This is a genomic window from Candidatus Poriferisodalis sp., assembly GCF_965221945.1.
Taxonomy (GTDB): Bacteria; Actinomycetota; Acidimicrobiia; order Acidimicrobiales; family Poriferisodalaceae; genus Poriferisodalis.
This window is the reverse complement of record NZ_OZ244925.1, coordinates 1,719,263-1,741,364: the sequence shown is the minus strand read 5'-3', so window position 1 is coordinate 1,741,364 and position 22,102 is coordinate 1,719,263. Positions and strand designations below refer to the sequence as shown.

17 protein-coding genes and 1 pseudogene are annotated in these 22,102 nt (G+C 65.9%); 9 read left to right on the top strand and 9 right to left on the bottom strand.

Translation table 11 applies throughout. From position 1 onward, the window contains the following. Positions 1 to 40: 40 nt before the first annotated feature. The 3 genes and pseudogenes from gcvT to ACOQPH_RS08135 all read right to left on the bottom strand — a co-directional run. Complete coding sequence (gene gcvT / locus ACOQPH_RS08145; protein WP_420624129.1) at positions 41 to 1,219, bottom strand: glycine cleavage system aminomethyltransferase GcvT; 1,179 nt, start codon at positions 1,217 to 1,219, stop codon at positions 41 to 43. A gap of 11 nt (positions 1,220 to 1,230) precedes the next feature. Beyond that, positions 1,231 to 1,536: an arsenate reductase family protein gene (locus ACOQPH_RS08140; protein ID WP_420624128.1), complete on the bottom strand. Its 306-nt coding sequence runs from the start codon at positions 1,534 to 1,536 to the stop codon at positions 1,231 to 1,233. Between the two features lie 64 nt (positions 1,537 to 1,600). Next, positions 1,601 to 1,756, bottom strand: a pseudogene (locus ACOQPH_RS08135) (phosphoserine phosphatase); the annotation flags it as partial. A 72-nt stretch (positions 1,757 to 1,828) separates the two neighbouring features. On the opposite strand from ACOQPH_RS08135, the gene ilvD reads away from it, so the two are divergent. From ilvD to ACOQPH_RS08105, 6 genes are all read left to right on the top strand, one after another. Beyond that, positions 1,829 to 3,664 carry a dihydroxy-acid dehydratase gene (gene ilvD, locus ACOQPH_RS08130; RefSeq protein ID WP_420624127.1) on the top strand — a complete coding sequence of 612 codons (1,836 nt, stop codon included), beginning with the start codon at positions 1,829 to 1,831 and terminating at the stop codon, positions 3,662 to 3,664. A gap of 88 nt (positions 3,665 to 3,752) precedes the next feature. Beyond that, on the top strand, positions 3,753 to 5,243 hold the full coding sequence (locus tag ACOQPH_RS08125) for an MFS transporter (RefSeq protein WP_420624126.1): 1,491 nt from the start codon (positions 3,753 to 3,755) through the stop codon (positions 5,241 to 5,243). A 62-nt stretch (positions 5,244 to 5,305) separates the two neighbouring features. Then, positions 5,306 to 5,854: a thioesterase family protein gene (locus ACOQPH_RS08120; RefSeq protein ID WP_420624125.1), complete on the top strand. Its 549-nt coding sequence runs from the start codon at positions 5,306 to 5,308 to the stop codon at positions 5,852 to 5,854. A 78-nt stretch (positions 5,855 to 5,932) separates the two neighbouring features. After that, positions 5,933 to 6,685, top strand: coding sequence for a dihydropteroate synthase (locus ACOQPH_RS08115; RefSeq protein WP_420624124.1), 753 nt, complete (start codon positions 5,933 to 5,935; stop codon positions 6,683 to 6,685). 387 nt (positions 6,686 to 7,072) lie between these two features. After that, positions 7,073 to 8,359 carry an HNH endonuclease gene (locus ACOQPH_RS08110; protein WP_420624123.1) on the top strand — a complete coding sequence of 429 codons (1,287 nt, stop codon included), beginning with the start codon at positions 7,073 to 7,075 and terminating at the stop codon, positions 8,357 to 8,359. A 295-nt stretch (positions 8,360 to 8,654) separates the two neighbouring features. Next, the gene (locus tag ACOQPH_RS08105) at positions 8,655 to 9,650 is read left to right on the top strand and encodes a hypothetical protein (protein ID WP_420624122.1); all 996 of its coding nucleotides are present in this window, start codon (positions 8,655 to 8,657) and stop codon (positions 9,648 to 9,650) included. Between the two features lie 41 nt (positions 9,651 to 9,691). Here ACOQPH_RS08105 and ACOQPH_RS08100 read toward each other — a convergent pair whose 3' ends face one another. Next, positions 9,692 to 12,055: a molybdopterin-dependent oxidoreductase gene (locus tag ACOQPH_RS08100; protein WP_420624121.1), complete on the bottom strand. Its 2,364-nt coding sequence runs from the start codon at positions 12,053 to 12,055 to the stop codon at positions 9,692 to 9,694. Positions 12,056 to 12,244: 189 nt separating this feature from the next. Here ACOQPH_RS08100 and ACOQPH_RS08095 point away from each other — a divergent pair, with 189 nt between their 5' ends. Further along, positions 12,245 to 12,439, top strand: coding sequence for a ferredoxin (locus ACOQPH_RS08095; protein ID WP_420624120.1), 195 nt, complete (start codon positions 12,245 to 12,247; stop codon positions 12,437 to 12,439). A 66-nt stretch (positions 12,440 to 12,505) separates the two neighbouring features. Here ACOQPH_RS08095 and ACOQPH_RS08090 read toward each other — a convergent pair whose 3' ends face one another. Further along, positions 12,506 to 13,393: a 3-keto-5-aminohexanoate cleavage protein gene (locus ACOQPH_RS08090; RefSeq protein WP_420624119.1), complete on the bottom strand. Its 888-nt coding sequence runs from the start codon at positions 13,391 to 13,393 to the stop codon at positions 12,506 to 12,508. A 62-nt stretch (positions 13,394 to 13,455) separates the two neighbouring features. Beyond that, positions 13,456 to 15,894 (bottom strand): xanthine dehydrogenase family protein molybdopterin-binding subunit, encoded by a 2,439-nt coding sequence (locus ACOQPH_RS08085; RefSeq protein WP_420624118.1) that lies wholly within the window; start codon positions 15,892 to 15,894, stop codon positions 13,456 to 13,458. 65 nt (positions 15,895 to 15,959) lie between these two features. On the opposite strand from ACOQPH_RS08085, the gene ACOQPH_RS08080 reads away from it, so the two are divergent. Further along, the gene (locus ACOQPH_RS08080) at positions 15,960 to 16,769 is read left to right on the top strand and encodes a class I SAM-dependent methyltransferase (protein ID WP_420624117.1); all 810 of its coding nucleotides are present in this window, start codon (positions 15,960 to 15,962) and stop codon (positions 16,767 to 16,769) included. A gap of 24 nt (positions 16,770 to 16,793) precedes the next feature. On the opposite strand, the gene ACOQPH_RS08075 is transcribed toward ACOQPH_RS08080, so the two are convergent. Continuing rightward, positions 16,794 to 17,621: a PfkB family carbohydrate kinase gene (locus ACOQPH_RS08075; RefSeq protein WP_420624116.1), complete on the bottom strand. Its 828-nt coding sequence runs from the start codon at positions 17,619 to 17,621 to the stop codon at positions 16,794 to 16,796. 150 nt (positions 17,622 to 17,771) lie between these two features. Between ACOQPH_RS08075 and ACOQPH_RS08070 the strand changes: the two genes are divergently transcribed. Continuing rightward, entirely contained in the window at positions 17,772 to 19,379 is a 1,608-nt protein-coding gene (locus tag ACOQPH_RS08070) for an AMP-binding protein (RefSeq protein WP_420624115.1), read from the top strand. On the opposite strand, the gene ACOQPH_RS08065 is transcribed toward ACOQPH_RS08070, so the two are convergent. Beyond that, on the bottom strand, positions 19,324 to 21,120 hold the full coding sequence (locus ACOQPH_RS08065; RefSeq protein WP_420624114.1) for a YfbK domain-containing protein: 1,797 nt from the start codon (positions 21,118 to 21,120) through the stop codon (positions 19,324 to 19,326). The two genes, ACOQPH_RS08070 and ACOQPH_RS08065, sit on opposite strands and share 56 nt — an antisense overlap. 348 nt (positions 21,121 to 21,468) lie before the next feature. After that, positions 21,469 to 22,068: an HhH-GPD-type base excision DNA repair protein gene (locus ACOQPH_RS08060; RefSeq protein WP_420624113.1), complete on the bottom strand. Its 600-nt coding sequence runs from the start codon at positions 22,066 to 22,068 to the stop codon at positions 21,469 to 21,471. Positions 22,069 to 22,102 lie beyond the last annotated feature (34 nt).

The following is a 22,102-nucleotide window of genomic DNA, read 5'->3' as shown; positions in this document are numbered from 1 at the left end:
CACTCATATCTTGGGACCCTGTTTGCGTTCGGCGAGCTGTTCACGACGGTCGCCAGAAGCGATGCTCCACAAAGGGCAGCGGGGCGACCCGGCATGGCTCGGGACCCTTGCGGCCCTCGGCGAATAACTCGGTGCCGTCACAAGCGTGTTCGGCGGCCACATAAGCCATGGCGATCGGCGCGTCGACGGTGGGTCCGAAGCCGCCGCTGGTGACGATGCCGACATGCGCGCCGTCGGCGTCCGCCAGCACAGCGCCATCGCGGATGGGCCGGCGGCCCTGCGCCGCGACGCCGACCCGGTGCCTCGGCGGTCCCTCGCACAGCTGGGCTGTGATGGTCTCGGAACCGGGAAAGCCGCCTTCGGCACGCCTCCGCTTCGGAATAGACCAACCGAGTCCGGCCTCGGCAGGTGTCGTCGCCTCGGTGAGCTCGTGGCCCACCAAGGGAAGGCCCGCTTCGAGCCGCAGCGTGTCGCGGGCGCCGAGTCCTGCCGGGGAAACTTCGTCGCTGCTCAGCAGCAGCTGCGCGAGATGCACCGCTTCGGTGGAAGGCACGGCTATCTCAAAGCCGTCTTCGCCTGTATACCCGCAGCGCGACACTTCGCACTCGACTCCGTCGATCGATATGGCGGCCGTCGACATGAACGCGAGCTCGGCTGCAGGCGGCGCCCAGCGTGCGAGCACTTCAACCGCGGCGGGCCCCTGAAGTGCCAGCAGTGCCAAGTCATGGCGCACTGCGATGCGTACGTCGCCGTCGTCGCTGCCACCGTTGACGCCGCGCAGCATCGCGAGATCGGCGTCGGCGCGCACGGCGTTGACCACAGCGCGCAGCCGGTTTCCGTAGTTGGACACGATGAGATCATCGAGCACGCCGCCAGCGGACGTCGTGAACAGCGTGTAACGCATGCGCCCCGGGGCCAGGTTGACGACAGAGCCGGGAATACAACGTTCCAGCCACGCCGCGACGTCGGCAACCTCGTCGCTGCGGTTGGGGTGCAGTTCGATGATGCCCATGTGGCTCACGTCGAACAATCCCGCTGCAGTGCGGGTTGCACGGTGCTCGGCGATGGTGCCTTCGAATCGCATCGGCAGTGCATGACCCCCAAAGTTGGCCATCCGGCCGCCAAGCTCGGAGTGCAATGTGAACAGCGGCGTGCAGAGGCCACCTGTCGCGGGGTCGATACCGGTCTCTCCGGCGCGGCAACCGCCGGCGTCAGTCATCAGCGGAGGTCTCAGCCAGCCAGCAGTGAGGCGATGCGATCCTTCGGACGTCCGACGATGGCCCGGTCGCCGCATACCACGACGGGGCGCTGCATGAGCGCTTTGCGCTGGCTCAGCAGCTCGACGACTGCCATGGGATTACCGACGTAATCATCGGCATTCAGGCCCAGTTTCTTGAACTGAGAGTCCTTGCGCACCAGGTCTTCGACGGGATCCTCAAGGATCGACACGAGGTGCTCAAGCGTCTCGCGGTCGGGCGGCGTCTTCATGTACAGGACGATGTCGGCTTCGACTCCAGCTTCCTCGGCGACCGCCAAGGCATTCCGCGAAGAGTTTCAGTGGGGGTTGTGAAAGATGGTCACTTCAGCCATGTACGCGAAGCTAGCGGCGCAGGGCCGAAGCGTCGGCGGCCTCGACTTCTTCCCGTGTCACGCCCAGCATGAACAGGATCGCGTCTAGGTAGGGCACGTTCACGGTGGTGTCGACTGCATCGGCCAGGACCGGTTTGGCGTTGAATGCAATGCCCAGCCCGGCCGCGGCATCGAGGGCCATCAGGTCGGGCAGGCTATTGGGCCGTCAGATTGGGCAGCCCAGGCGTAGGCTGATCCCATGCCGCGCTACCGATCCGTCACCTCCACCGCTGGCCGGAATCAGGCCGGGGCTCGCGCGTTGTGGCGGGCCACCGGCATGACCGACGAGGACTTCGGCAAGCCGATCATCGCCATCTCGAATTCGTTCACCCAGTTCGTGCCCGGCCATGTGCATCTGAAGGACATGGGCCAGCTTGTTGCCCGTGAAATCGAGGCCGCTGGCGGCGTTGCCAAGGAGTTCAACACCATCGCCGTCGACGACGGCATCGCTATGGGTCACGACGGGATGCTCTACAGCCTGCCGTCACGAGATCTCATCGCTGACTCGGTGGAGTACATGGTGAATGCGCACTGCGCCGACGCTCTGGTGTGCATCAGCAACTGCGACAAGATCACCCCCGGCATGCTCATGGCGGCGATGCGCCTGAACGTTCCGACGGTGTTCGTGTCAGGCGGTCCCATGGAGGCCGGCAAGACCAAGCTGGCCACCCAGAAGGTGGACCTCATCAACGTCATGGTCGTGGCGGCCGACGAGTCGGTGAGCGACGAGGACGTGGCCGAGATGGAACGGTCTGGCTGCCCCACGTGCGGCTCATGCTCGGGCATGTTCACCGCCAACTCGATGAACTGCCTGACCGAGGCGCTGGGACTGTCGCTGCCTGGCAACGGAACGGTGTTGGCGACCCACTCGGATCGGCGCGAACTGTTCCTGAAGGCGGGGCGCTTGGTGGTCGAGCTGTGCAGGCGCTACTACCAGCGAGACGATGAATCGGTACTGCCTCGGGCGATCGGCAGCTTCGAGGCCTTCGAGAATGCGATGACGCTCGACATCGCGATGGGCGGTTCCACCAACACGATCCTGCACTTGCTGGCAGCAGCGCAGGAAGCCGGTCTGGACTTCGCGATGGCCGATATCGACCGGCTGTCGCACAAGGTGCCGAACATCTGCAAGGTGGCGCCGGCATCGGAGTTCTTCCACGTCGAGGACGTGCATCGTGCCGGGGGCGTGATGGGCATATTGGCCGAGCTGAACCGGGCCGGTCTCATTGCCAACCAGGTGCCCACAGTGCACTCGCCGACGATGTTCGAGGCCATCTCCCGCTGGGATGTCGCCACCAATGACGATCCGTCGCTGGCTGAGTTCTTCCGGGCGGGTCCGGCGGGCATCCCGACGCAGGTCGCGTTCAGCCAATCCGAGCGTTACCGGACGCTCGACGTCGACCGCGAGCGGGGCTGCATCCGCTCGGTCGACTTTGCCTATTCGGCCGACGGCGGGTTGGCCATTCTGTACGGAAACCTCGCGCCCGACGGCTGCGTGGTGAAGACCGCCGGGGTGGACGAGTCGATCTGGGTGTTCTCTGGCCCCGCTCACGTCGTCGAGAGCCAGGACGAGGCGGTCGAGCACATCCTGGACGGCAAGGTCGTTGCCGGCGATGTCGTGGTGGTGCGTTACGAGGGCCCCCGGGGCGGCCCCGGCATGCAGGAAATGCTGTACCCGACGTCGTACCTGAAGTCCAAGGGGCTCGGCAAGGCGTGCGCGCTGGTGACCGACGGCCGGTTCTCGGGCGGCACCTCGGGCTTGTCGATCGGCCATGTCTCGCCCGAGGCGGCCTCCGGTGGGCTCATCGGTCTCGTGAACGACGGCGACACCATCGAGATCGACATCCCGAACCGCACGATCAACCTCGCCGTCGACGATGCTGAGCTGGAGCGGCGGCGTGGAGAGCAGGATGCAGCTGGCTGGCAGCCAGCGAAGCCTCGTCCACGCCAGGTGAGCACAGCACTGCGGGCCTATGCCGCCATGGCCATGAGCGCCGACAAGGGCGCAGTCCGCGACGTCTCGGGTCTGGGCTGACGACCCCGCAGAGCCCTGCGGTCGCCCGCGGCAGGCTTGAGGCATCCTTCCGCAGAGCCGGCGCTGCCGCCGTAGCCTCGCAACGGTGATGGCCAGCGGCCCGACGCACCTCGACTCGGCACGCGGCTGGGTCACGGCCTGCGGCGCGGCCCTCAGCGTCATGGCGGCGTTCGGGACGATCTACAGCTTCAACGCGTTCGCGAAGAGCATGGCGGACGAGTTCGGGACCGGGCACGGACCGATCAGCCTCGTGTTCGGGATCACAGTGTTTCTGTTCTTCGGCAGTGCTCTGGTCTCGGGCCGCCTGTATGACCGGTTCGGCATCGCTCCGCTGCTCATCGTCGGAGGAGCGATGTTCTGCGGCGGTCTCTTCGCCATGTCGCAAATATCGGTGTTGTGGCACGGATATGTGCTGTTCGGTGTCGGCCTGGGTTTCGGTGGAGGTCTGTTCAACGCACCGTTGTTCGCACTCACGGCCATGTGGTTCGTTCGTCATCGCGCCGTGGCTCAAGGCATCGTGGCGACCGGCTCAGGGCTGGGAACGATGCTGTTCGCGCCGCTGGCCCAATGGCTGCTCGAGGTCTATGGATGGCGTGGCGGCATGAAGGCGCTCGCAGTGGTGGCAGCGGGGATCTTTGCTGTAGCGCTCTTCATGATCAAGCAGCCGCCGAAGATGGACATGGGCGACGCGAAGCGTCACGTCTCTCTGGTGGTGCGTTCCGCTGCTTTCTGGCAGATGTCAGCCTCGGGTGTGTTCTTCACCGTGGCGGTCATCGGATCATTGGGTTCGGTGGTTACCTTCGCCCAAGACGATGGCCTGCCGCCGCGAGCAGCGGTGGCGTTGTTCACGATCATCGGCTTCTCGGGCATCGTGGGGCGCATGGCGCTCACGAGCCTGGCCCGACCGCTGGGCTCGGTCCGGCTGCTCAAGATAGCGTTCTTCGGGCTGCCCGTCGCGTACGCGATCTGGTTCGCAACGACTCGAGTGAGCGGACTGGAGACGAAGTTCGCTCTGCTGATCGTCTTCGCTTCGGTCCTCGGGGTGTCCTATGGCGGCTTCGTTGCGCTGCTCGGCCACGTCACCGCTCACTTGTTCGGATTGGCGGGCCTCGGCACGGTCATGGGCATGTTGTTCTTCTGCTCCGGTACCGGAGCGCTCATCGGGCCGCCCTTGATGGGTTTCACTGCCGATGCAACTGGCGACATCGGTTTGCCGATCGCCATCTCGGGCGTGATAGCGGCGGTGGGAGTTGTGGTTCTTCTGCCGATGACACGTCATCCGCTTCCTCTCCCGACGTATATGGGGCCGCCCGGCGTGCCCCCGACACAAACGTCCTCGGCGCCGATCCAACGGCCGGTTCGGGAACCCTTGATTCCCCAACGGCTGTTTCGCGAACCCGCCGTGCCGATGGTGAGACCTCTGGCCGACCGGACTGCCGAGGCGCTCGAACGGCCCCGCTCTGCGTCACTGCGCGATGCTCCGCCTGACGTCTTCTGGCCCATTCCCGACGACGACGCCAGTGATCGAAACGGTGCGGCCGTGCCAGTCACCGTGGCGGACTTGGCCCGCAGCAACTGAGCCCGATCGCTGGTTCACTTGCGCAGGGAACGACCGACGGTTCCGGCAGCGAGGAGACTGGTGTGAGCGATGCATCGCTGAGTCCGCAGCCGACCGACGAGGTCGCCGCAGCACCGGTCGAGGTGCTGCGGGGGACGGTGTTGGAGCAGTGGATCGACTACAACGGCCACCTCAATGCCGGCTACTACCTAGTGGCCTTCGATGACGCCATTGCACCTTGGATGGAATTCATCGGGCTTGGTACCGCGCACCGGGCAGTGCGGGACATCACCACGTTCTCGGCGCAGAACCACATCGCATACGTGCGTGAGATTGGCCCCGACGAGCCGTACGTGATCTCCGTCCAGCTGTTGGGCTTCGACCGCAAGCGCGTGCATGCGTTCCAAGTGATGACCCAGACGCGAGATGACTACGTTGTGGCCATCTGCGAGGTCATGTCGCTGAACATCGACGGGCCGACGCGCCGTGTGGCACCGATGGCCGACGAGCCCTATGAGCGGCTCGGTGAGATCTGGGCGGTGCACCGGGAGCTGCCAGTACCGCCGCAGGTGGGCCGCTTGATTGCCATCCCGCCCTCGGACGAGGCCTTGCGGCATCCAGACCTCGCCTGACGCTTCGACACGGTCGGCTCGACCGGGTATCGAACCGGTCCCCGGCCGCAGTCGGCATGCCGTGACTATGTTGCGGCCGTGGAGATCTTCGGCGTGGTCAACGCCTCTCCCGACTCGAAGGCCGAGTTCTCGGTCGTGCACGACTGCGATGAGGCAGTCGCGCGTGGCACAGAGCTGATGGCCGAAGGCGCCGACTACTTCGACCTCGGCGGTGAAGGCTCCACGCTCGGCAGCGACGAGGTGAGCGCAGCGGAGGAATGGCGGCGGGTCTCTGGGCCGCTGCGCGGGCTGCTGTCGCTGGGCGCTGATGTGGCGATCGATACCCGAAAGCCCGAGGTGGCTCGCCAGGCGCTCGATGCTGGCGCCGCTGTGCTGAATGCCGGCGACGCACTGCAGACACCTGAGATGGTGGAGCTTGCTGTCGAGCGTGAGGTGACGGTGGTGCTGCCGTTCATGCTGGGGCGGGATTTTCGCAGCGTGCGCGATGTGAGCGGTGACCCGGTCGCCGTGATGGTGGAGTGGTTCGGGGAGCACATCGGGCGCCTCAGGCGGGCGGGGATCGCGCAAGATCTGCTGCTCGACTGCGGCGTCGGGTTCGGTCCGCACGACATGGACTGGCCCGAACGAGCCGTCTATCAGCAGGCCATCTACAGCGGCCTGGGGCAGTTGCGACAATTCGGTTTGCCGCTGTACGTGCCGGTGCCTTGGCTACAGACGCCGGACCGGCTCGAGCTACTCGACCTCGCACTGTCCCAGAATCCCGAGTACGTGCGCGCCCACCGTCCGGCTCAGGTACGCGAGCACTTCGCAGCGATCACCGGGGCGAAATAGGCGCTGCCGCTGACCCTCCAATCGTGAGTGTCACACGGTGATGCTTGGATGTGCAGCGAACGAATATGCGTAAATGCATACGTTCGTTTGTGTACGCTGATATACTGTAGAAGAGTATAGAAAGGAGTGAAAACAATGGATGATTATCGAGACAGTGGACAGTTCGATGCGGAGCGGTCATCATGCCCGGGGCAAGGTTTCCCCCACGCGGATGCGGCCGGGCGGCCGGGCGTGATTCCGTTCGAGTCACCAGCCGATCTCGATAATTCGGGCGGGGTTGTTGGGCCTGCCGGCTTGTTGGTCGAGGCAGCGGAAACGATTTGCTCAGCCGAGGCCTCCGGGTTGTCGCGTGACGATCTCGAACAGGGCATTCGAGCACTTACCCGCGTGCGTTCAGCGGTAGACGCCTGCGAGGCGCGGTTTGCTGCCGAGATCAACCGGCTGGACGACTTCGGCGACCGCTCCGAGGCGGTGCTTCGGCGGCTGTCTGGCTGTTCGGCTGCGACGGCGAAGCGTGCTGCAGGGCGCGCTGCGGCGTTGGCGGAGATGCCAAATGTCGAAGCGGCGTTGAGTGAGGGGCGCATCACTGCGGAGCACGCGGATGTGCTCACGACTGCAGCCGGTCTCGCTGGCACCGATGCCGTCAACGACGCTTCACGGCTGCTGGAGGCTGCGTCCTCGACGAACGTGGAGCGTACCCGCCGGGCCGCCAATGACTGGGTGCGCGAGCTTCGCAAAGGCCTCACACCCGACGAGGAATACCGCCGCCAGCGTGCCCTGCGGCGGCTGAGTATCACCCAGACCGCTGATGGCCTCATCAAGGCCACTGCCCTGATGGATCCTGCGAGCGGCGCAGCGTTCAAGGCGATCATCGAAGACGTCGCTCAGCGCTTGGCCGAGGCCGACCGTCACGATGCCCGCCCTGATGCTCCCGAGCCGCGTACCTACACCCAATGCCGCGCCGACGCGCTCGCAGCGTTGGTCGGCACGGACAATCGCCGTGCCGCGCGGCGTTGGTACGCCGAGGTCGACCACCGCGATGCCGCCTCCATCGCCGAACGCAACGGCTGGTCGCCGCCGGCACCGCTGCCGCCCCTGGCACCCGACCACCTCACCGGGTTGCCGGCTGGCTCTGGAACGGTCGCTTTGGTCGATTCCGAGCCGCTGCCCATTGCGAATGGGTCGGTTCCCAGTGCAACGCCGTCGCAGCTGTCTTGCGACGCTTCACTGCGACGTCGCAATCAACTGGTGATCGTTGCCGACATCCGTGCTGTTCTTGGCGACGAGTGGGCCGACTGCGAGATTCCCGGCACCGGTCCCATTCCCACCCACGTACTTGAGCGTCTGGCCTGCGGCTCCGACATCTTCGGTCTCGTCTTCGACGGACGTGGGCAGCCGCTCTGGCATGGGCGCAGAGTCCGCACCGTCACCGACCCCCAGTGGCGTGCGCTGCTCGCCCGAGATCGCCACTGTGTGATCTGCGCAGCCGCACCCACATGGTGCGAAGCCCATCACATCGTTCCCTGGCAGGCTCCAGCTCGAGGCCGCACCGACATCGACAATCTCGCACTGCTGTGTTCCCGCTGTCACCACCAACTGCACGACAGCGGCGGCCTCCTGCGTCGGACGTCACCAACCAGCTTCACGGTCGCCTTCGGCCGCCAACGCGAATGAATGTCGTCAACATGGCCGAGCCACATGGGTCGTGATCTACGATCCCTCTCAATGCCGTGCAGTCATCTGCAAGCTGGGAGGATCAGTGGGGCTGGAAGACGCACTCGCAAAGGCGCGAGACACGCTCGTGTCGGGCGTTCTGACAAGTGAAGCGCAAGTGCGCGCGGCCGTAATTGCTCCGCTGTTGCAAGCCCTGGACTCGGATCCTGCCGATCCAGAACAGTGGCAGGTGGAGTAGCCGGTAGGTACTGGGCGAGTCGACGATGCGCTCTTTGGGCCTGATAGTTCCGCGTTTGTGTTCGTTGAGGCCAAGCGGCACGGAAACCTGAGTCCAGATGCCGAGTCGCAGTTGTTTGAATACGCCAACAACAAGGGCATTCCGCTCCTTGTGCTCACTGACGGTGACACGTGGAACCTGTACTTGAGCATGGCCGCCGGGCAACCTGCCGAGCGACGATTCATGCACATCCAAATCACGGCAACCGGAGACTTGGATGCGGTTGCCAGTGATCTGGAGAGATTCCTGCGGCGAGCAGAAGTCATCTCGGGAAAGGCATACGCAGCGGCTCTCCGTCGTATGAGCGACCTCAAGAACCGACAGAAGGGCAAGTCCGGTCTTCAAGCGGCTTGGTCGGCGCTGCTACGTGAACCAGATGAGATGCTTCGCGATCTGCTCATCGAGCGGATCGAACGAGACAGTGGTTCACGTCCGTGGTCGCAGGATGCCGAAGATTTCCTGCGACGACAGGTTGGCCCCGAGTCTGTCGCCAGCCCCGAGCCTGTTCCTGCCGAACCTGCCGCATGGCTGGCGGCGGTGCCTGCGGTTCTCTCGACACAGCAACGTAACCAGATCCAGCAGTGGCTCGCCGACCCTGAGCCGCCAATCAGACCCAACCCTCCAGTACCAAAGAATCCCAAGCCGACATCTGGGTCTGGCAATTTGCGCGGCTTTCGTTATCGCGGAGTAAGTCGTCCGGCGCGAGACGGCTGGGAGACGCTGACGACTCTTGCTTCGGTGCTGGAACAGCACAAGCCCGGATTCTTGGAGAAACTGGCACGGCACGGATCACCGAAGCGGAAGTGGCCGCGTGCTGTGCGCCAGAATGATCCGCTGTTGCAGACGGAGGCCAGCGGACCCAGCTATCGCCCGGTCGAGGGACACGCTGACTGGCTGCTCTTGGTTCACGGATCAACGGCGAGCAAGCTCACGTGGATGCGGCAAATGACTGAATTGGCCGGACTGAAGTGGGCAAGCGATGTCGAGCCGATCTTGGACGGTGCGGGTGCATAGAACTGTGTCGGTCGGCTGGCTCTGAGTGTGGCTGGCTGCGCTTAGCCGGCGACCGGTTCGAGGGCGACGCGGACGTGCTTGTGGTGTGGGGTGAGCGACAGCCAGTCGCGGTCTTCGATGTCGGTGAGCTCGTTCACCGCCACGCCGTGAATCTTGTGCTCGCCGGTCTCGTCGGGGTACTCGGTGCCGAAGCCGTGGGGGAGGGTGACATGCCCGGACATCACGGTGTCGGTGACCTCGGCAGGGGCCTCGGCCTCGCCACGCTTGGAGACGATCCGGATGCGGTCCCCGTCCACGACGCCGAGTGCGGTGGCGTCGTCGGGGTTGATCCGCAGCGAGCCGGCCTTGTCCTTCTTGCGCCACTCTGGATCGCGGATCACGTCGTTGGCGTTCGACGAACGGCGCTCGCCTGCTGAGAGCACGAACGGGAACCGGTCGCCGCCGCGGGCAGGCTCCTCGTCGCCCAGTGATCGGTACTCGTCGGCGAGCTCCTCGATGAAGAGATGGATCTTGCCGTCAGGATGCACGATGCGGTCCCAAGTCTGGGAGTACTCGCTGACGCTGTAGATCATCCCCGAGGGCGAGTCGACCAGCTTGTCGAACAGATTGTTTGCCAGCTCCAAGCCTTCGCCGGAGATGCCCGCAGCCCGGACCTCGTCGGGATAGCGCATCGAGGCTTGCATGGCTGCACCGAACATGATCGCGGCTGGCGCCATGTTGCCCAGTGTCGGCCCCAGGGCGTCGTATAGCACCACTGGCAGCTTCGCACCGACGTCGGGATCGGTTGCCGACGCCTCGCCGAGAGCGGCGATGAACGCCTCACGGCCTTGCTGCGCAGCATCCGCGAGATCGGTGGTGGCGTCCGGCTTGCCGCCCATGGCCGCCACGAGCCGGCTGTGAATCTCGGCCTCGGGCAGCGAGTCGCCCAACGGTTCCAAGATCGGGTGGCGCACCTGGAAATAGTTCGCAGGCATCTCGCCGGCAAAGAATGTGGCCTCTGGCTTCTCGTACTGCGAGGCGGCCGGCAGCACGTAGTCGGCGGCGCGGGCCGTTTCGGTCATAGCCACGTCGATGACCACGAGGCACTCCAGCTTGGCGAAGGCCTCCCGGAATCGCTTCGAGTCCGGCAGCGTGTGGAGCGGGTTGGCCGACTCGACGATGATCGCCCGGAACCGGTTCGGGTGGTCGGTGTCGATGGCGTCGGGAATGGCGGCGCAGGCCATGAGGCCCGACAGCATGGGGCTGCCGGTGACGGGATCGACCTCGCCCTCGCCCGAGTGGCCGCACAACGGTGCGAGGCGCAGCGGAAGGTTCATGCCGCCGGGCTTCGCGAAGTTGCCGGTCACCAGGTAGAGCAGGCGTTGCAGCCAGCTGTTCAGCGTCGAATGGGGTGCCATCTCGATGCCGAGGTCTTCCTCGGTGGACAGCGAATGGGCATTGCCCATCGTGCGGGCTGCGGCACGCAGATCTGCCTCGTCGATGCCGCACTTGCGAGCGCAGCCGGCAATGTCGGTGCCCAAGATCAGGTCGCGTAGCTCGTCCCAGCCGGTGCAGTGCTCTGCCAGGAACTTCTCGTCGGTGAGACCCTCGGTGACCATGGTCGCCAGCAGTGCCGCCAATGCCCACGCATCGGTGCCGGGGCGTACTCGCAGGTGGTGATCGGCCATCGCAGCTGTCTCTGAGACCCGCGGATCCATCACGATGAGCTTGCGGACGTCGTCGTTGCGAATCTTGTTCAGCTCGTTGCGGGTTTCGGGGAAACCGTGGCTCTGCCAAGGATTCTTGCCGATGAACACAGCGCAGTCGGTGTGCTCGAAATCGCCCATGGCGCCGAGGTTCTGTTTGCCGAACATCTTGCCCTGTGCCCAGAACATGCCGGTTTTTTCTTGGGCGAGCGCATTCGAGCGGTACTTCACGCCCAGGGTCTGCAGCACGCCGCGGGCGTAAGCGCCGGGGAAGTGGTTGCCCTGCCCGCCGCCGCCGTAGTAGAGGATCTTGTCGCCGCCGACCAAGTCGCGGATGCCGGTGAGCCGCTCGGCCACCTCGGCGATGGCGACGTCCCACGAGACCTCCTCGAACGTCCCGTCGTCCCGCCGGCGCAGCGGAGTGGTGAGACGATCGCGGCCGTTCTGGTAGTAGTCGATGCGCAGAGCCTTCTCGCAGGTGTAGCCCTTCGAAGCCGGATGTTCCTTGTCTCCGCGAACGCGGGTGATCTTGCGGCCGTCGAGACGAACCTCGATGCCGCAGTTGTTCGAGCACAGGATGCACGCGGTCTTGTGCCAGACCTTGGTGGGGTCCTCAGCGCCGTTGGATTTTGCTTTGGGGGCGGTCGCAGTGGAGGCTGGAGAATCCTTGCCGGCGCGGCTGGCGCGAAGCGCTGCAAGACGGGCTTGGGCATCGGACATGGCATCCCCTCAAGGTGCGCAGGCGTGGACATCGCAAGGCTACGGGACCGTTATGGCCGCTGCCGGAACCGACTCGCGCTCCCACCGCAAGCGGGACGTGGCCGGCGGCCCGCTAACTTCGGACCTGCTGGGTTGACCTAACCGGCCTCATTGACAGCTGGCCTCAGAGGCTCGCAGGGAGGATTGCTCGTGCGGATCAGCGTGGATGCCGACAAGTGTCAGGGCCACAACCGCTGCTACTCGCTGGCGCCGGAACTGTTCGACGTGGACGACTACGGCTACGCCACCGCAGCTGATGATGGCGTAGTGCCTGCAGGCCTCGAGGACAAGGCCCGGCTGGCCGCTGCGAATTGCCCCGAGTACGCCGTCATCATTGAGGAATAGCGCCCACGGATCGCCGCTGGCGGCTCGACGCCGACCGCTGGGCCAGCGCAGCCAGGCCGGCGTCGGTCAGTGGCGCTTCAGCTCGAGATTGTCGCGGGCCTCTTCGGGACCGATCACCCGGTAGTTCATCGCTTCGAGGATTTGCTTTGCCCGCGCGGTCAGGTCGGCGTTCGTGGCAAGCCGGCCGCGATCGAGGTACAGGTTGTCTTCGAGGCCTACCCGCGCGTTGCCGCCGGCAACGGCCGCAAGCGCAACGTAGGGCAGCTGGTCGCGTCCCAACGCAAACGCCGAGAACGTCCAGTCATCCGGCACGTTGTTGACCATCGCCATGAATGTGTTCAGGTCCGGCGGGGCGCCCCACCGAATGCCCATGCACAGCTGCACCATGACCGGGGCCTCGATGACACCAGCCTCCACAAGCGACCTGGCCTCCCAGAGCTGACCCGTGTCAAAGGCCTCGATCTCGGGGCGCACGCCCAAGGCTTGGATCTGGCGGGCCATTTCCATGAGCGTGTCGTGGGTGTTGGTGGCCACGTAGTTGCCCTCGCCGAAGTTCATCGTTCCGCAGTCGAGCGTGCAGATCTCCGGCAGCAGATCGCGCACGTGAGCCAGCCGCTCGGTGGCGCCCGCCATGTCAGATCGCAGCGGATCGGGAGGCAGCGGCTGCTCCACTGAGCCAATCACAAAGTCGCCACCCATGCCCGCCGTGAGGTTCAACACGACGTCGGTGCTCGATGCACGGACTCGCTCCACCACTTCGCGGTAGCAGTCCACGTCGCGTCCGGCGTCACCCGTTATGGGATCACGCACGTGGATGTGACAGATCGCAGCACCCGCCTGGGCGGCTTCGATGACGTTCTGGGCTATATCGGCCGGCTTGTACGGCACCTTGTCGGACTTGTCGACGGTGTCGGCGGCGCCAGTGACGGCGCACGTAATGAAGACGTCAGGCATGAGCAGCAGCCTTTCTGCGAGCGCATCGCAGCTTCGTTATTCCGCAGATTGTCGCACAGTGTTCAGATTCCTTCGGCCGCTGCGAGCCCTTCGGGATCGATCTCTTGGCCGGCTTCCATCGCGGCGAAGATCGCTGGAGGCTCCCGCCACGGATCTGCCGGGTTGCCCGCCCTGGCCGCGGCAATCGCGTCCCACACGCGCTGGGGGCTCATCGGCATGTCGATGTGTCGCACCCCGAAGTGCGCCACTGCGTCGATGACGGCGTTCTGCAGCGCCGGTGTAGATCCGATCGTGCTGGCCTCGCCGATGCCCTTGGCGCCCAGCGGGTTGAGCGGCGAGGGCGTCACCGTGTTGTGGACTTCGAAGCTCGGAAACTCCGCAGCGGACGGGAACAGGTACGTCATGAGAGTGCCTGTCTGGGGGTTCCCATCGGTGTCGTAGATGACTTCCTCGTACAGCGTCTGCGCAGCGCCTTGGGCGATGCCACCGTGCTGCTGGCCCGCGAACAGAAGCGGATTGATGACGGTGCCCGCGTCGTCGACGGCGATGTGGCGCAGGTAGTGGACCTCGCCGGTGTCGGTGTCCACCTCCACGACGGCTATGTGAGCCCCGAAGGGGAAGCTGGCTTCGCCCTGGTCGAAGTCGAGCTGTGCGGCGAGCCCCGGGTCGACGGGCTCGTCCCGCTCGGCCGCCGTGGTCTCGGCCGCGGTGGGTTCGCCCAGCAGGCCGTCGGGTGCGCTGTCCACCGCAACGGCGAGCGCTGACCAGTCCACGGAGCGTGCCGGGACGCCCGCCACGCTGAAGGTGCCCTCCTCGGTGTCGAGCACGATGTCGTCGACGCTGGCCTCGAGCAGGTGTGCTGCCAGTCGCTGCGCCCGTTCGACGAGCACATCGGTGGCGTTGGACACCGCCGAACCGCCGACCTGAACCGAACGCGATCCGCCGGTGCCGCCGCCGCGGGGCACCAAGTCGGTATCGGACTGGACGAACCCGATGCGCTCAAGGTCGATGCCGGTACGAGCGGAGACGATCTGGGCGAACGTCGTTTGATGACCCTGGCCGTGGGCGCTGGTGCCGACGCGGATCGTGGCCCCACCGTCGGGCTCGATGCGCACTGCAGCGAATTCGCTGGTCAGCCCACCGGCAGTGATCTCCACGAAGCTGGCGATGCCGACGCCGAGCTGGCGCACGTCGCCGCGCTCACGACGCCGTGTCTGTTCGGCCCGCAACTCGTCGTAGCCGGCCAGCTCGACGGCACGTCGCAAGGGCAAGGCGTAGTCGCCGCTGTCGTAGGTGACGCCGGTGAGCGTGTCGAACGGGAAGGCGTCGGGCGAGATGAAGTTCCGAAGGCGGATCTCGATGGGATCGATGCCGGTCTCGATAGCGGCCTGATCGACGAGCCGCTCGAGCAGGGCGGCCGCTTCGGGCCGTCCGGCGCCCCGGTACGCGCCGGTCGGGGTCGTATTCGTCACTGCCGTCGCGACATCGAAGCGGATGGCCGGAAATGCGTAGGTGCCGTTGGACATTCGCTTGGTGCCCGCTGGCAGCATCGTGCCGATGTTCGGGTAAGCGCCGGTGTCGCCCACCAGCCGGACCCGTAGCCCGGTGAATGTGCCGTCGTCCCGCACGCCCAGCTCGGCGTACTGCACCTGAGCACGGCTGTGCGCCAGCGTGGTCATGTCCTCGCTGCGTCCCGGCGTCCAGGTGACCGGGCGGCCCAGCCGATCCGCCAGCGCTGCCACCACCGTGTGCTCGTGGTAGAGGCCGGCCTTGGCGCCGAAGCCGCCGCCGACATGGGGGGCGATGACGCGCAGCCGCTGCGGCTCCCATCCGAGCGCGCCGGCAAGCTGCATCTTGGTGAGGTGAGGCATCTGCGTCGCGCAGTACACAGTCATGCGACCGTCATCGCCCGGCACGGCGGCGCACGAGTTCGGCTCCAACGGAACCGCTGCCAGTTTCTGGTTCACGTAGCGCCCCCGGACAACGTGGGATGCCCCGTCGAGCGGATCGATGCCAGGCGGGTCGGTGATCTCGGTGGCGACGTTGTTCGGACGCTCGTCGAACAGCGCTGGGGCGCCGGGAGCGAGCGCTGCCTCGGCGTCTACGGCTGCGGGCAGCGGCTCGTAGTCGAACGCAACGAGCTCGGCGGCATCGGTGGCTTCGGCGAGGGACTCGGCCACGACGACGGCCACCGCTTCGCCCACGAAACGCACCTTGCCGGTTGCCAGCGGGGGGCGGGCGAACTCGTCGGCAACCTTCACGAAGCCGTGGTGGGGTGCAACGCCCAGCTCAGCTTCGGTAAACACTGCAACGACCCCTGGTGCGGTTTCAGCCTCGCTGGCATCGATGTCGGCGATGTGCGCGTGTGCGACGGGGGAGCGGACGAATACCGCATGGCACATGCCATCGGCGGTGTGGTCATAGACGTAGCGCCCGCCGGCTGTCAGCAGCTCAGGGTCTTCGGTGCGTCGGACTTCATTGCCCAGGATCGATCCAGCCATGGGCGGCGAGGCTAGCCACGACCTCGCAAGCCCGGCCGGGATCTCTAGCTCGTTACGCTGCCGCCGTGACCAGCGGCGACGTGTACACCCACGGCCACCAGCCCGCTGTCGTGGCCCAGCATGCACGGAGGACCGCGGAGGACTGCGCGGCGTTCGCACGCCACGTCATCCATGCAGACTCGCAGGTTCTGGACGTGGGCTGCGGTCCGGCCTCGATCACCGTCGGTCTTGCCCACTGGGCAGCGCATGGTCACGTCACCGGCGTCGAGGTAGGCGAGGAGATTCTGGCTACTGCTGCCGAATCGGTCGCCGACGCCGGCATCGGCAATGTGACGCTGACCGAAGCGTCGGTGTACGAGCTGCCGTATGCCGATGGCAAGTTCGATGTGGCCTATGCGCATCAGGTGATGCAGCACCTGTCGGACCCCGTCGCCGCGCTGTCGGAGATGGCTCGGGTGGTGCGCCCGGGTGGCTGGGTGGCAGTGCGCGACTCCGACTACTCCACGATGCGGGGCTACCCGTCCAGCACCGAGATCACACGCTGGCGGGAGGTGTACCGGCAAGTTTGCCGCCACAATGGGGCCGAGCCCGACGCAGGCCGTCACCTGTACTCATGGTTCCGCGCCGCAGGAATGCCGGGTGTCCAGATGTCGGCATCGGTGTGGCAGTTCTGGACCCCCGAGACTCGCCAGAACTGGGGCTATTCGTGGGCCGATCGCTGCCTGCGCACGAGCTTTGCCCGCCAGGCCGTCGAATACGGCTATGCGACGTCCGACGAGATGGAACAGATCGCCGCCGGCTGGCGAACGTGGGCGGACGATCCCGACGGCTACTTCCACTTCATTCACTGTGAGGTGCTGGCTCAGGTCAGCTGATTGCGACGCCATCTGCTCCCCGAATCAGGCGTCGGGGTCCAGTTCCTGCGCGTAGGGCGGGTCGGCACCCGGGCGGGTGCACGTGATGGCGGCAGCTGCGGCGGCACGTTCCGCTATGGCTTGCCATTTCCGCAATTCAAGAGAGGCGAACGCGGTCCGGTCGGCCCTGAGCAGGTTCCAGAGAGAGACCAGCACCGAGCCCACGAATGAGTCGCCGGCGCCGACCGTGTCGACAACTTCAACGGGCGGGGCCGACATGTCGAGCTTGCCTTCAGCCGTGTACACGGTGACGCCGTGGCGGCCGCGGGTCACGATCACCGTTACGACTCGCCTAGCGAGTAACTCTGCGGCGCAATCGTCAGCTGCACGCCTGGGCCAGATCCACTCCAAGTCCTCGTCCGAGGAGCGGTAGAGATGGGTGACACTCAGCCACCGTTGGTGAAAGTGATCCCAGCGGCCCCGGTCACCGATGATGGCGGGCCGGACATTGGGATCGAGCGAGACGAGGCCGTCGTGACGCTCAGCGAGCGAGGTAAGCACCTCAGCGGTGCGGCCGCGGAACATGCCCAGCGTGCCTCCGTGCAGGATGTGCGGGCCGACGCCCAGCGCAGCCAAGTCCGCAGCTTCGAGCGCCGTGTCGGCAGTGTTCTCGCCTTCGAAACGGAATGACGGGCCCGCCGTAAGGCTGATGATCGCCCTCGCCGTCGGTTCGGGGCCGCGCTCGCAGCCACGCAGGTCGACGCCGTTGCTCTTCAGGTGATTCCAGATGTGCTCGCCCGATGCATCGGTGGACACCCGGCCCACGAACGCACTCGGCGCCCCCAGACGAGCTGCCGCTATCGCTGCGTTCATGGGCCCGCCCCCGGGCACCCGAGCGGCATCGGGGCCGAGAACATCGACAAGCGCTTCACCGCAGCACACGATCACTGGGCAGTCTCCATCGGAGCAGTCTCGTTTGCGCCAGCAATGAAGAGGCGCGGGCTAGCCGCGAGACTGTCCGCCATGCCTGGCGCCATTCCCGACAACTATCCCGATCTCGTCGACCGGGCAGCGGAACTGTTCGGCGAGTCCGAAGCAGTACGGGACGGCGACATGTCGCTGAGCTTCGCAGACATCAAGCGGCTGTCCGACGAATGTGCAGCGGCGCTGGTGGCCTCAGGACTGGAGCCAGGCGAAACGGTGGGCATCTGGGCACCGAACGCCTGGGAATGGGTGATCTCGTCCATGGGGACGCTGCGTGCCGGCGGGGTGCTCGTGCCCGTGAACACCCGCTTCAAGGGACGCGAAGCCGCGTTCGTGCTGAGCAAGTCCAAGATCAAGGTGCTCTTCACCGTGGCGGGATTTCTCGGCTACGACTACGTGAAGGATCTCCACGAGGCGGCCGACGGGGGTCACTCGGTCCCCTCGCTGGCAGACGTTGTCGTGCTGCGCGGTGACGCACCGACGGGCACGATCTCCTACACCGAATTCGCGGCCCGGGCCACGCCAAAGGCCGCAGACGAGGTGGCATGCCGATGCGCGGCGGCCTCGGGCGAGGACCTCGGATTGGTGATGTTCACCTCCGGCACCACCGGCCTGCCCAAGGGCGTGCTGGTGCACCAGGCACCGGTGCTGCGGAACTTCGCCCAGTATGCGGCCGAGCTCGGCATGCGCCAAGGCGACCGCATGCTGGTCGTGAACCCGTTCTTCCACGCATTCGGCTTCTCCGCAGGCATCACACCGTGCATCATGCAAGGCGCGACGATCCACCCCCATCCCGTATTCGACGTCCAATCGGTGCTGCAGCGCGTCCAGGACGAGAAGATCACGATCCTGCCGGGGCCGCCCGCCATCTTCCAGTCGCTCATCAACTTTGCAGGCCTCGACGACTACGACACGTCCAGCCTGCGCTCGTCGCTCACCGGGGCTGCGGCCATCCCGGTGGAGACAGTGGTGGCGATGCGTGAACGTCTCGGATTCAAGACGGTGCTCACGGGGTACGGCATGACCGAGACCCATGGACTGGCGGCGATCTGCGCTTCGGACGATCCGCCCGAATTGGTGGCCACCACCAGCGGCCGGGCGCTTGACGGCGTCGAGTTGCGGATCATCGACGACGAGGGTCGGGATCTGCCCATCGGGCAGCCGGGAGAGATCCTGGTGCGCGGGTACAACGTCATGCAGGGCTATCTCGATGATCCCGTCGCCACCGCCGAAGCGATCGACGAAGACGGCTGGCTGCACACCGGCGACATCTGCGTGATGAACGAGCAGGGCTATATCGACGTCACCGACCGCAAGAAGGACATGTTCATCAGTGGCGGCTTCAACGTGTATCCCGCCGAGATCGAGAAAGTGATGGCCGAGCATCCGCAGATCGGCCAGGTGGCGGTTGTCGGCGTGCCCGACGAACGCCTCGGCGAGGTCGGAGCGGCGTTCGTGGTGCCGTCGCCCGCCGGTGTGCCAGAAGCAGATGCGCTGCGTGCGTGGTGTCGTGCGCAGATGGCCAACTACAGGGTGCCCCGCTACTTCTGGAACGTCGAGGCGCTGCCGCTGAATCCATCGAACAAGGTGCTCAAGAACGAGCTGCGCGAGCAGGCCGCCAACCGCCTCGGCGCTGGGCTGCGGTGATGAGGCGGGCCAGTTCTGCCACGTCGGCGTCGCCTTGAAAGTCGCGGGTCAGGGATTCTGCTTCCCTGCGCACGGTGCGCATGGACGGGTCGTCGGTGAACCAGCTCTGGCGCAGGACCTCTGCGAACTCGGCAGCCACGGCGGCCAGCCGGAAGTGGCGACCGGCGTCGTCGAAGCTGCGATGTGCGTCGTTTGTCCTGATCGTCTCGGACACCTCGGTGATCGCCTCGCTGGCGGGGCGCTCGTAGCGCAGCGTCACCTTGGCGAGTGTCTCGTTGCTGCGCCGGCTCCTGCTCTCGGGATCGACCAGCGTCAGCTCATACAGCGCCGTGGCGCTCTGAGAGATGGCGACCTCGCCGGCGTCAACAGCGTCGTTGCGGAAGTCTCGATCGGCCACGTCGCGGTTCTCGAAGCCCAGCAGCCGGTAGGCGACCACCGTGTCGGGGTTGAAGATCACCTGGACCTTGGCGTCGCGTGCGGCGACCGAAACGAACGATGTCACGTCGCCTCCGAGCAGCCGCCAGGCCTCGTCTGTGTCGTCGATGTAGTGATACGAACCATCGGCCCGGTTGGCCAGCTGCTCCATCAGCTCGTCGTTGAACGGGCCGAGGCCGACGCCGATCGTGGACAGGCCGATGTCGGAGCGCTCGCCCAGTTGCCGGAGGATCCGGTCGGTCTCGGTCGCGCCGACATTGGCGACACCGTCGGAGAACAGCAGCACTAGCACATTGCGACCCGCGGCGGCTTCGCTGTCTGCCATGCGGTACCCGCTGACGAGTCCGCCTGCCACGTTGGTGCTGCCGTTGGGGCGCACGTCTCGCTGGATACGACGGATCAGGTCGTCGTGGCTCCTGCCGACTGCGGCGGGTCGGGCGACGATGCGGGCGTTGTTCGCATAGGCCACGACACCCACCCGGGTCTGCGGCTCCAGCCCCCCCAGCAGCAGGTCGACGGCGTCGTAGACTAGCTCGATGCGCCGGGTCCTGTCGTTGCTGGTGCCGATGTCTTGGTTCATCGAGCCCGAGCTGTCCAGAACCAGGATGATGCTGTCGGGTCGCAGGGCGTCGGACACCACATGCGGTGCCTGAACGCCCACCCGCAGCAGCAGGTCACCGCTGTCCGCGAACGGCGATGGCGCGGCGTCCACGCTGATCGTGAACTCGTCGATCTCGTCGTCGTAGCCGCCGTCGAAGTAGTTGACGAACTCCTCGACCCGGACTGCTTCGAACGGCGGCAGCTGGCCGCCGTCGAGGAAGTTGCGGGCGATCGTGTACGAAGCGGTGTCCACGTCGAGCGCAAACGTCGAGAACGGGTCGTCGGCGGTGTCGACGAACGGGTTGATGCCGTAGTTGACGAAGTTGTCCGGTTCGGTGCGGCGCCGTTGCGTTGGCTGGAACGGCTCGTGCTCAGATTGCGCAGACTCAGCTGACTCGGTCTCGGTGCGACTGCCGCTCGGAGACTGCCCCGACGAGGATTCGTCGGACATTTCCTCTTCGGCCATGTCGTCGGACCCGACGGCCGCGGCTTGCTCGGTTGTCTCTTCCGAAGCAGCCTCACCGCGCGTCGAACGCTCTTCCTCGTCGTCCGCCTCGTCCATCCGTTCATTCGCATCGCTGGATGGGCTTGCCGTCATGGCCGTGGTGCTTTCGGTCTCCACGTCCGCTACTCCATCGGCGTCGGTGTCGTCGGTCGACGTGCACGCCGCCGCCAACAGGCACAGCGCCAGCAGCGCGACGACCATTCGCCACACTCTCTTGCCGGCCCCCTGCCGGCGCTGTCGTGGTGTGCAGTTCTTCAACACTTCAGTCCCCTTGCGTTGGTTGGCTTCAGTCGCATGCGGCCTGCAGCACTGCTGCGGGACGTGCGACTTGATGCCCCGACGCCGCTGCGGGGGACTGCGTTCCGCCGAATTCAGATGAGCAACGGCTTTGTCACCGGAACGCAAATTGCGACAGCCGGCCGACACACATGCGCAACAGAACGCAGCGCCTGAGGCCACGAAGGCGCGCCGAGTGAGCGGATCGTGGAGCGCCGGAGTCTGCCGAAGCCGGGCGGCGGCTCAGCCTCGCTCAGCCCTGTGTAGCCCCGTTCAGTCCTGCTTGGACTTGCCTGCAGCCTTCTGGTTCTTTTTCCAGGCCCGCACTTCGGCGAGGGCGTCGGGACCGTCGATGTCGGCCACCGAGCGAGGCTGGCGGTCGGCGAACGGGCCGGCGACGGCCTTCCATCCACGGGGAGCGACCCCGAAACGCTTCGCCAGGATGGCCACGAAGATCTTGGCCTTCTCGTCGCCGTAGCCGGGCAGGGCACGCAGCCGGTCGTACAGCGCCTTGCCGCTGCGCACGTCGGCCCAGATGGCACCGGCGTCGCCGTCGTAGTGCTCGACGATGTGGCGGGTCAGCTCGCCGCATCGGCGGGCCATCGAACCGGGGAAGCGGTGCAGCGCTGGCTTCTCCTTGAACACAGCCTCCAGCTCGTCGGGTTCCATGGCGGCAATCGCAGCCACGGAGTAGCGATCGCCGAGGCGTTCGGCCAGCCGAGCGGGGCCCTTGAAGGCCCATTCCATCGGGATTTGCTGGTCGAGCATCATCGCCAGCAACAGCGAGAACGGGTCGTCCAGCAGCAGCTGATCGGCCTCGGCGTCCCCAGTGACCGCCAGCGTTCCCGTGTCGTCACCTGTGCCGCTTGCCATGGCGGCGAACGTTACCGCCACGTCAATCACCACC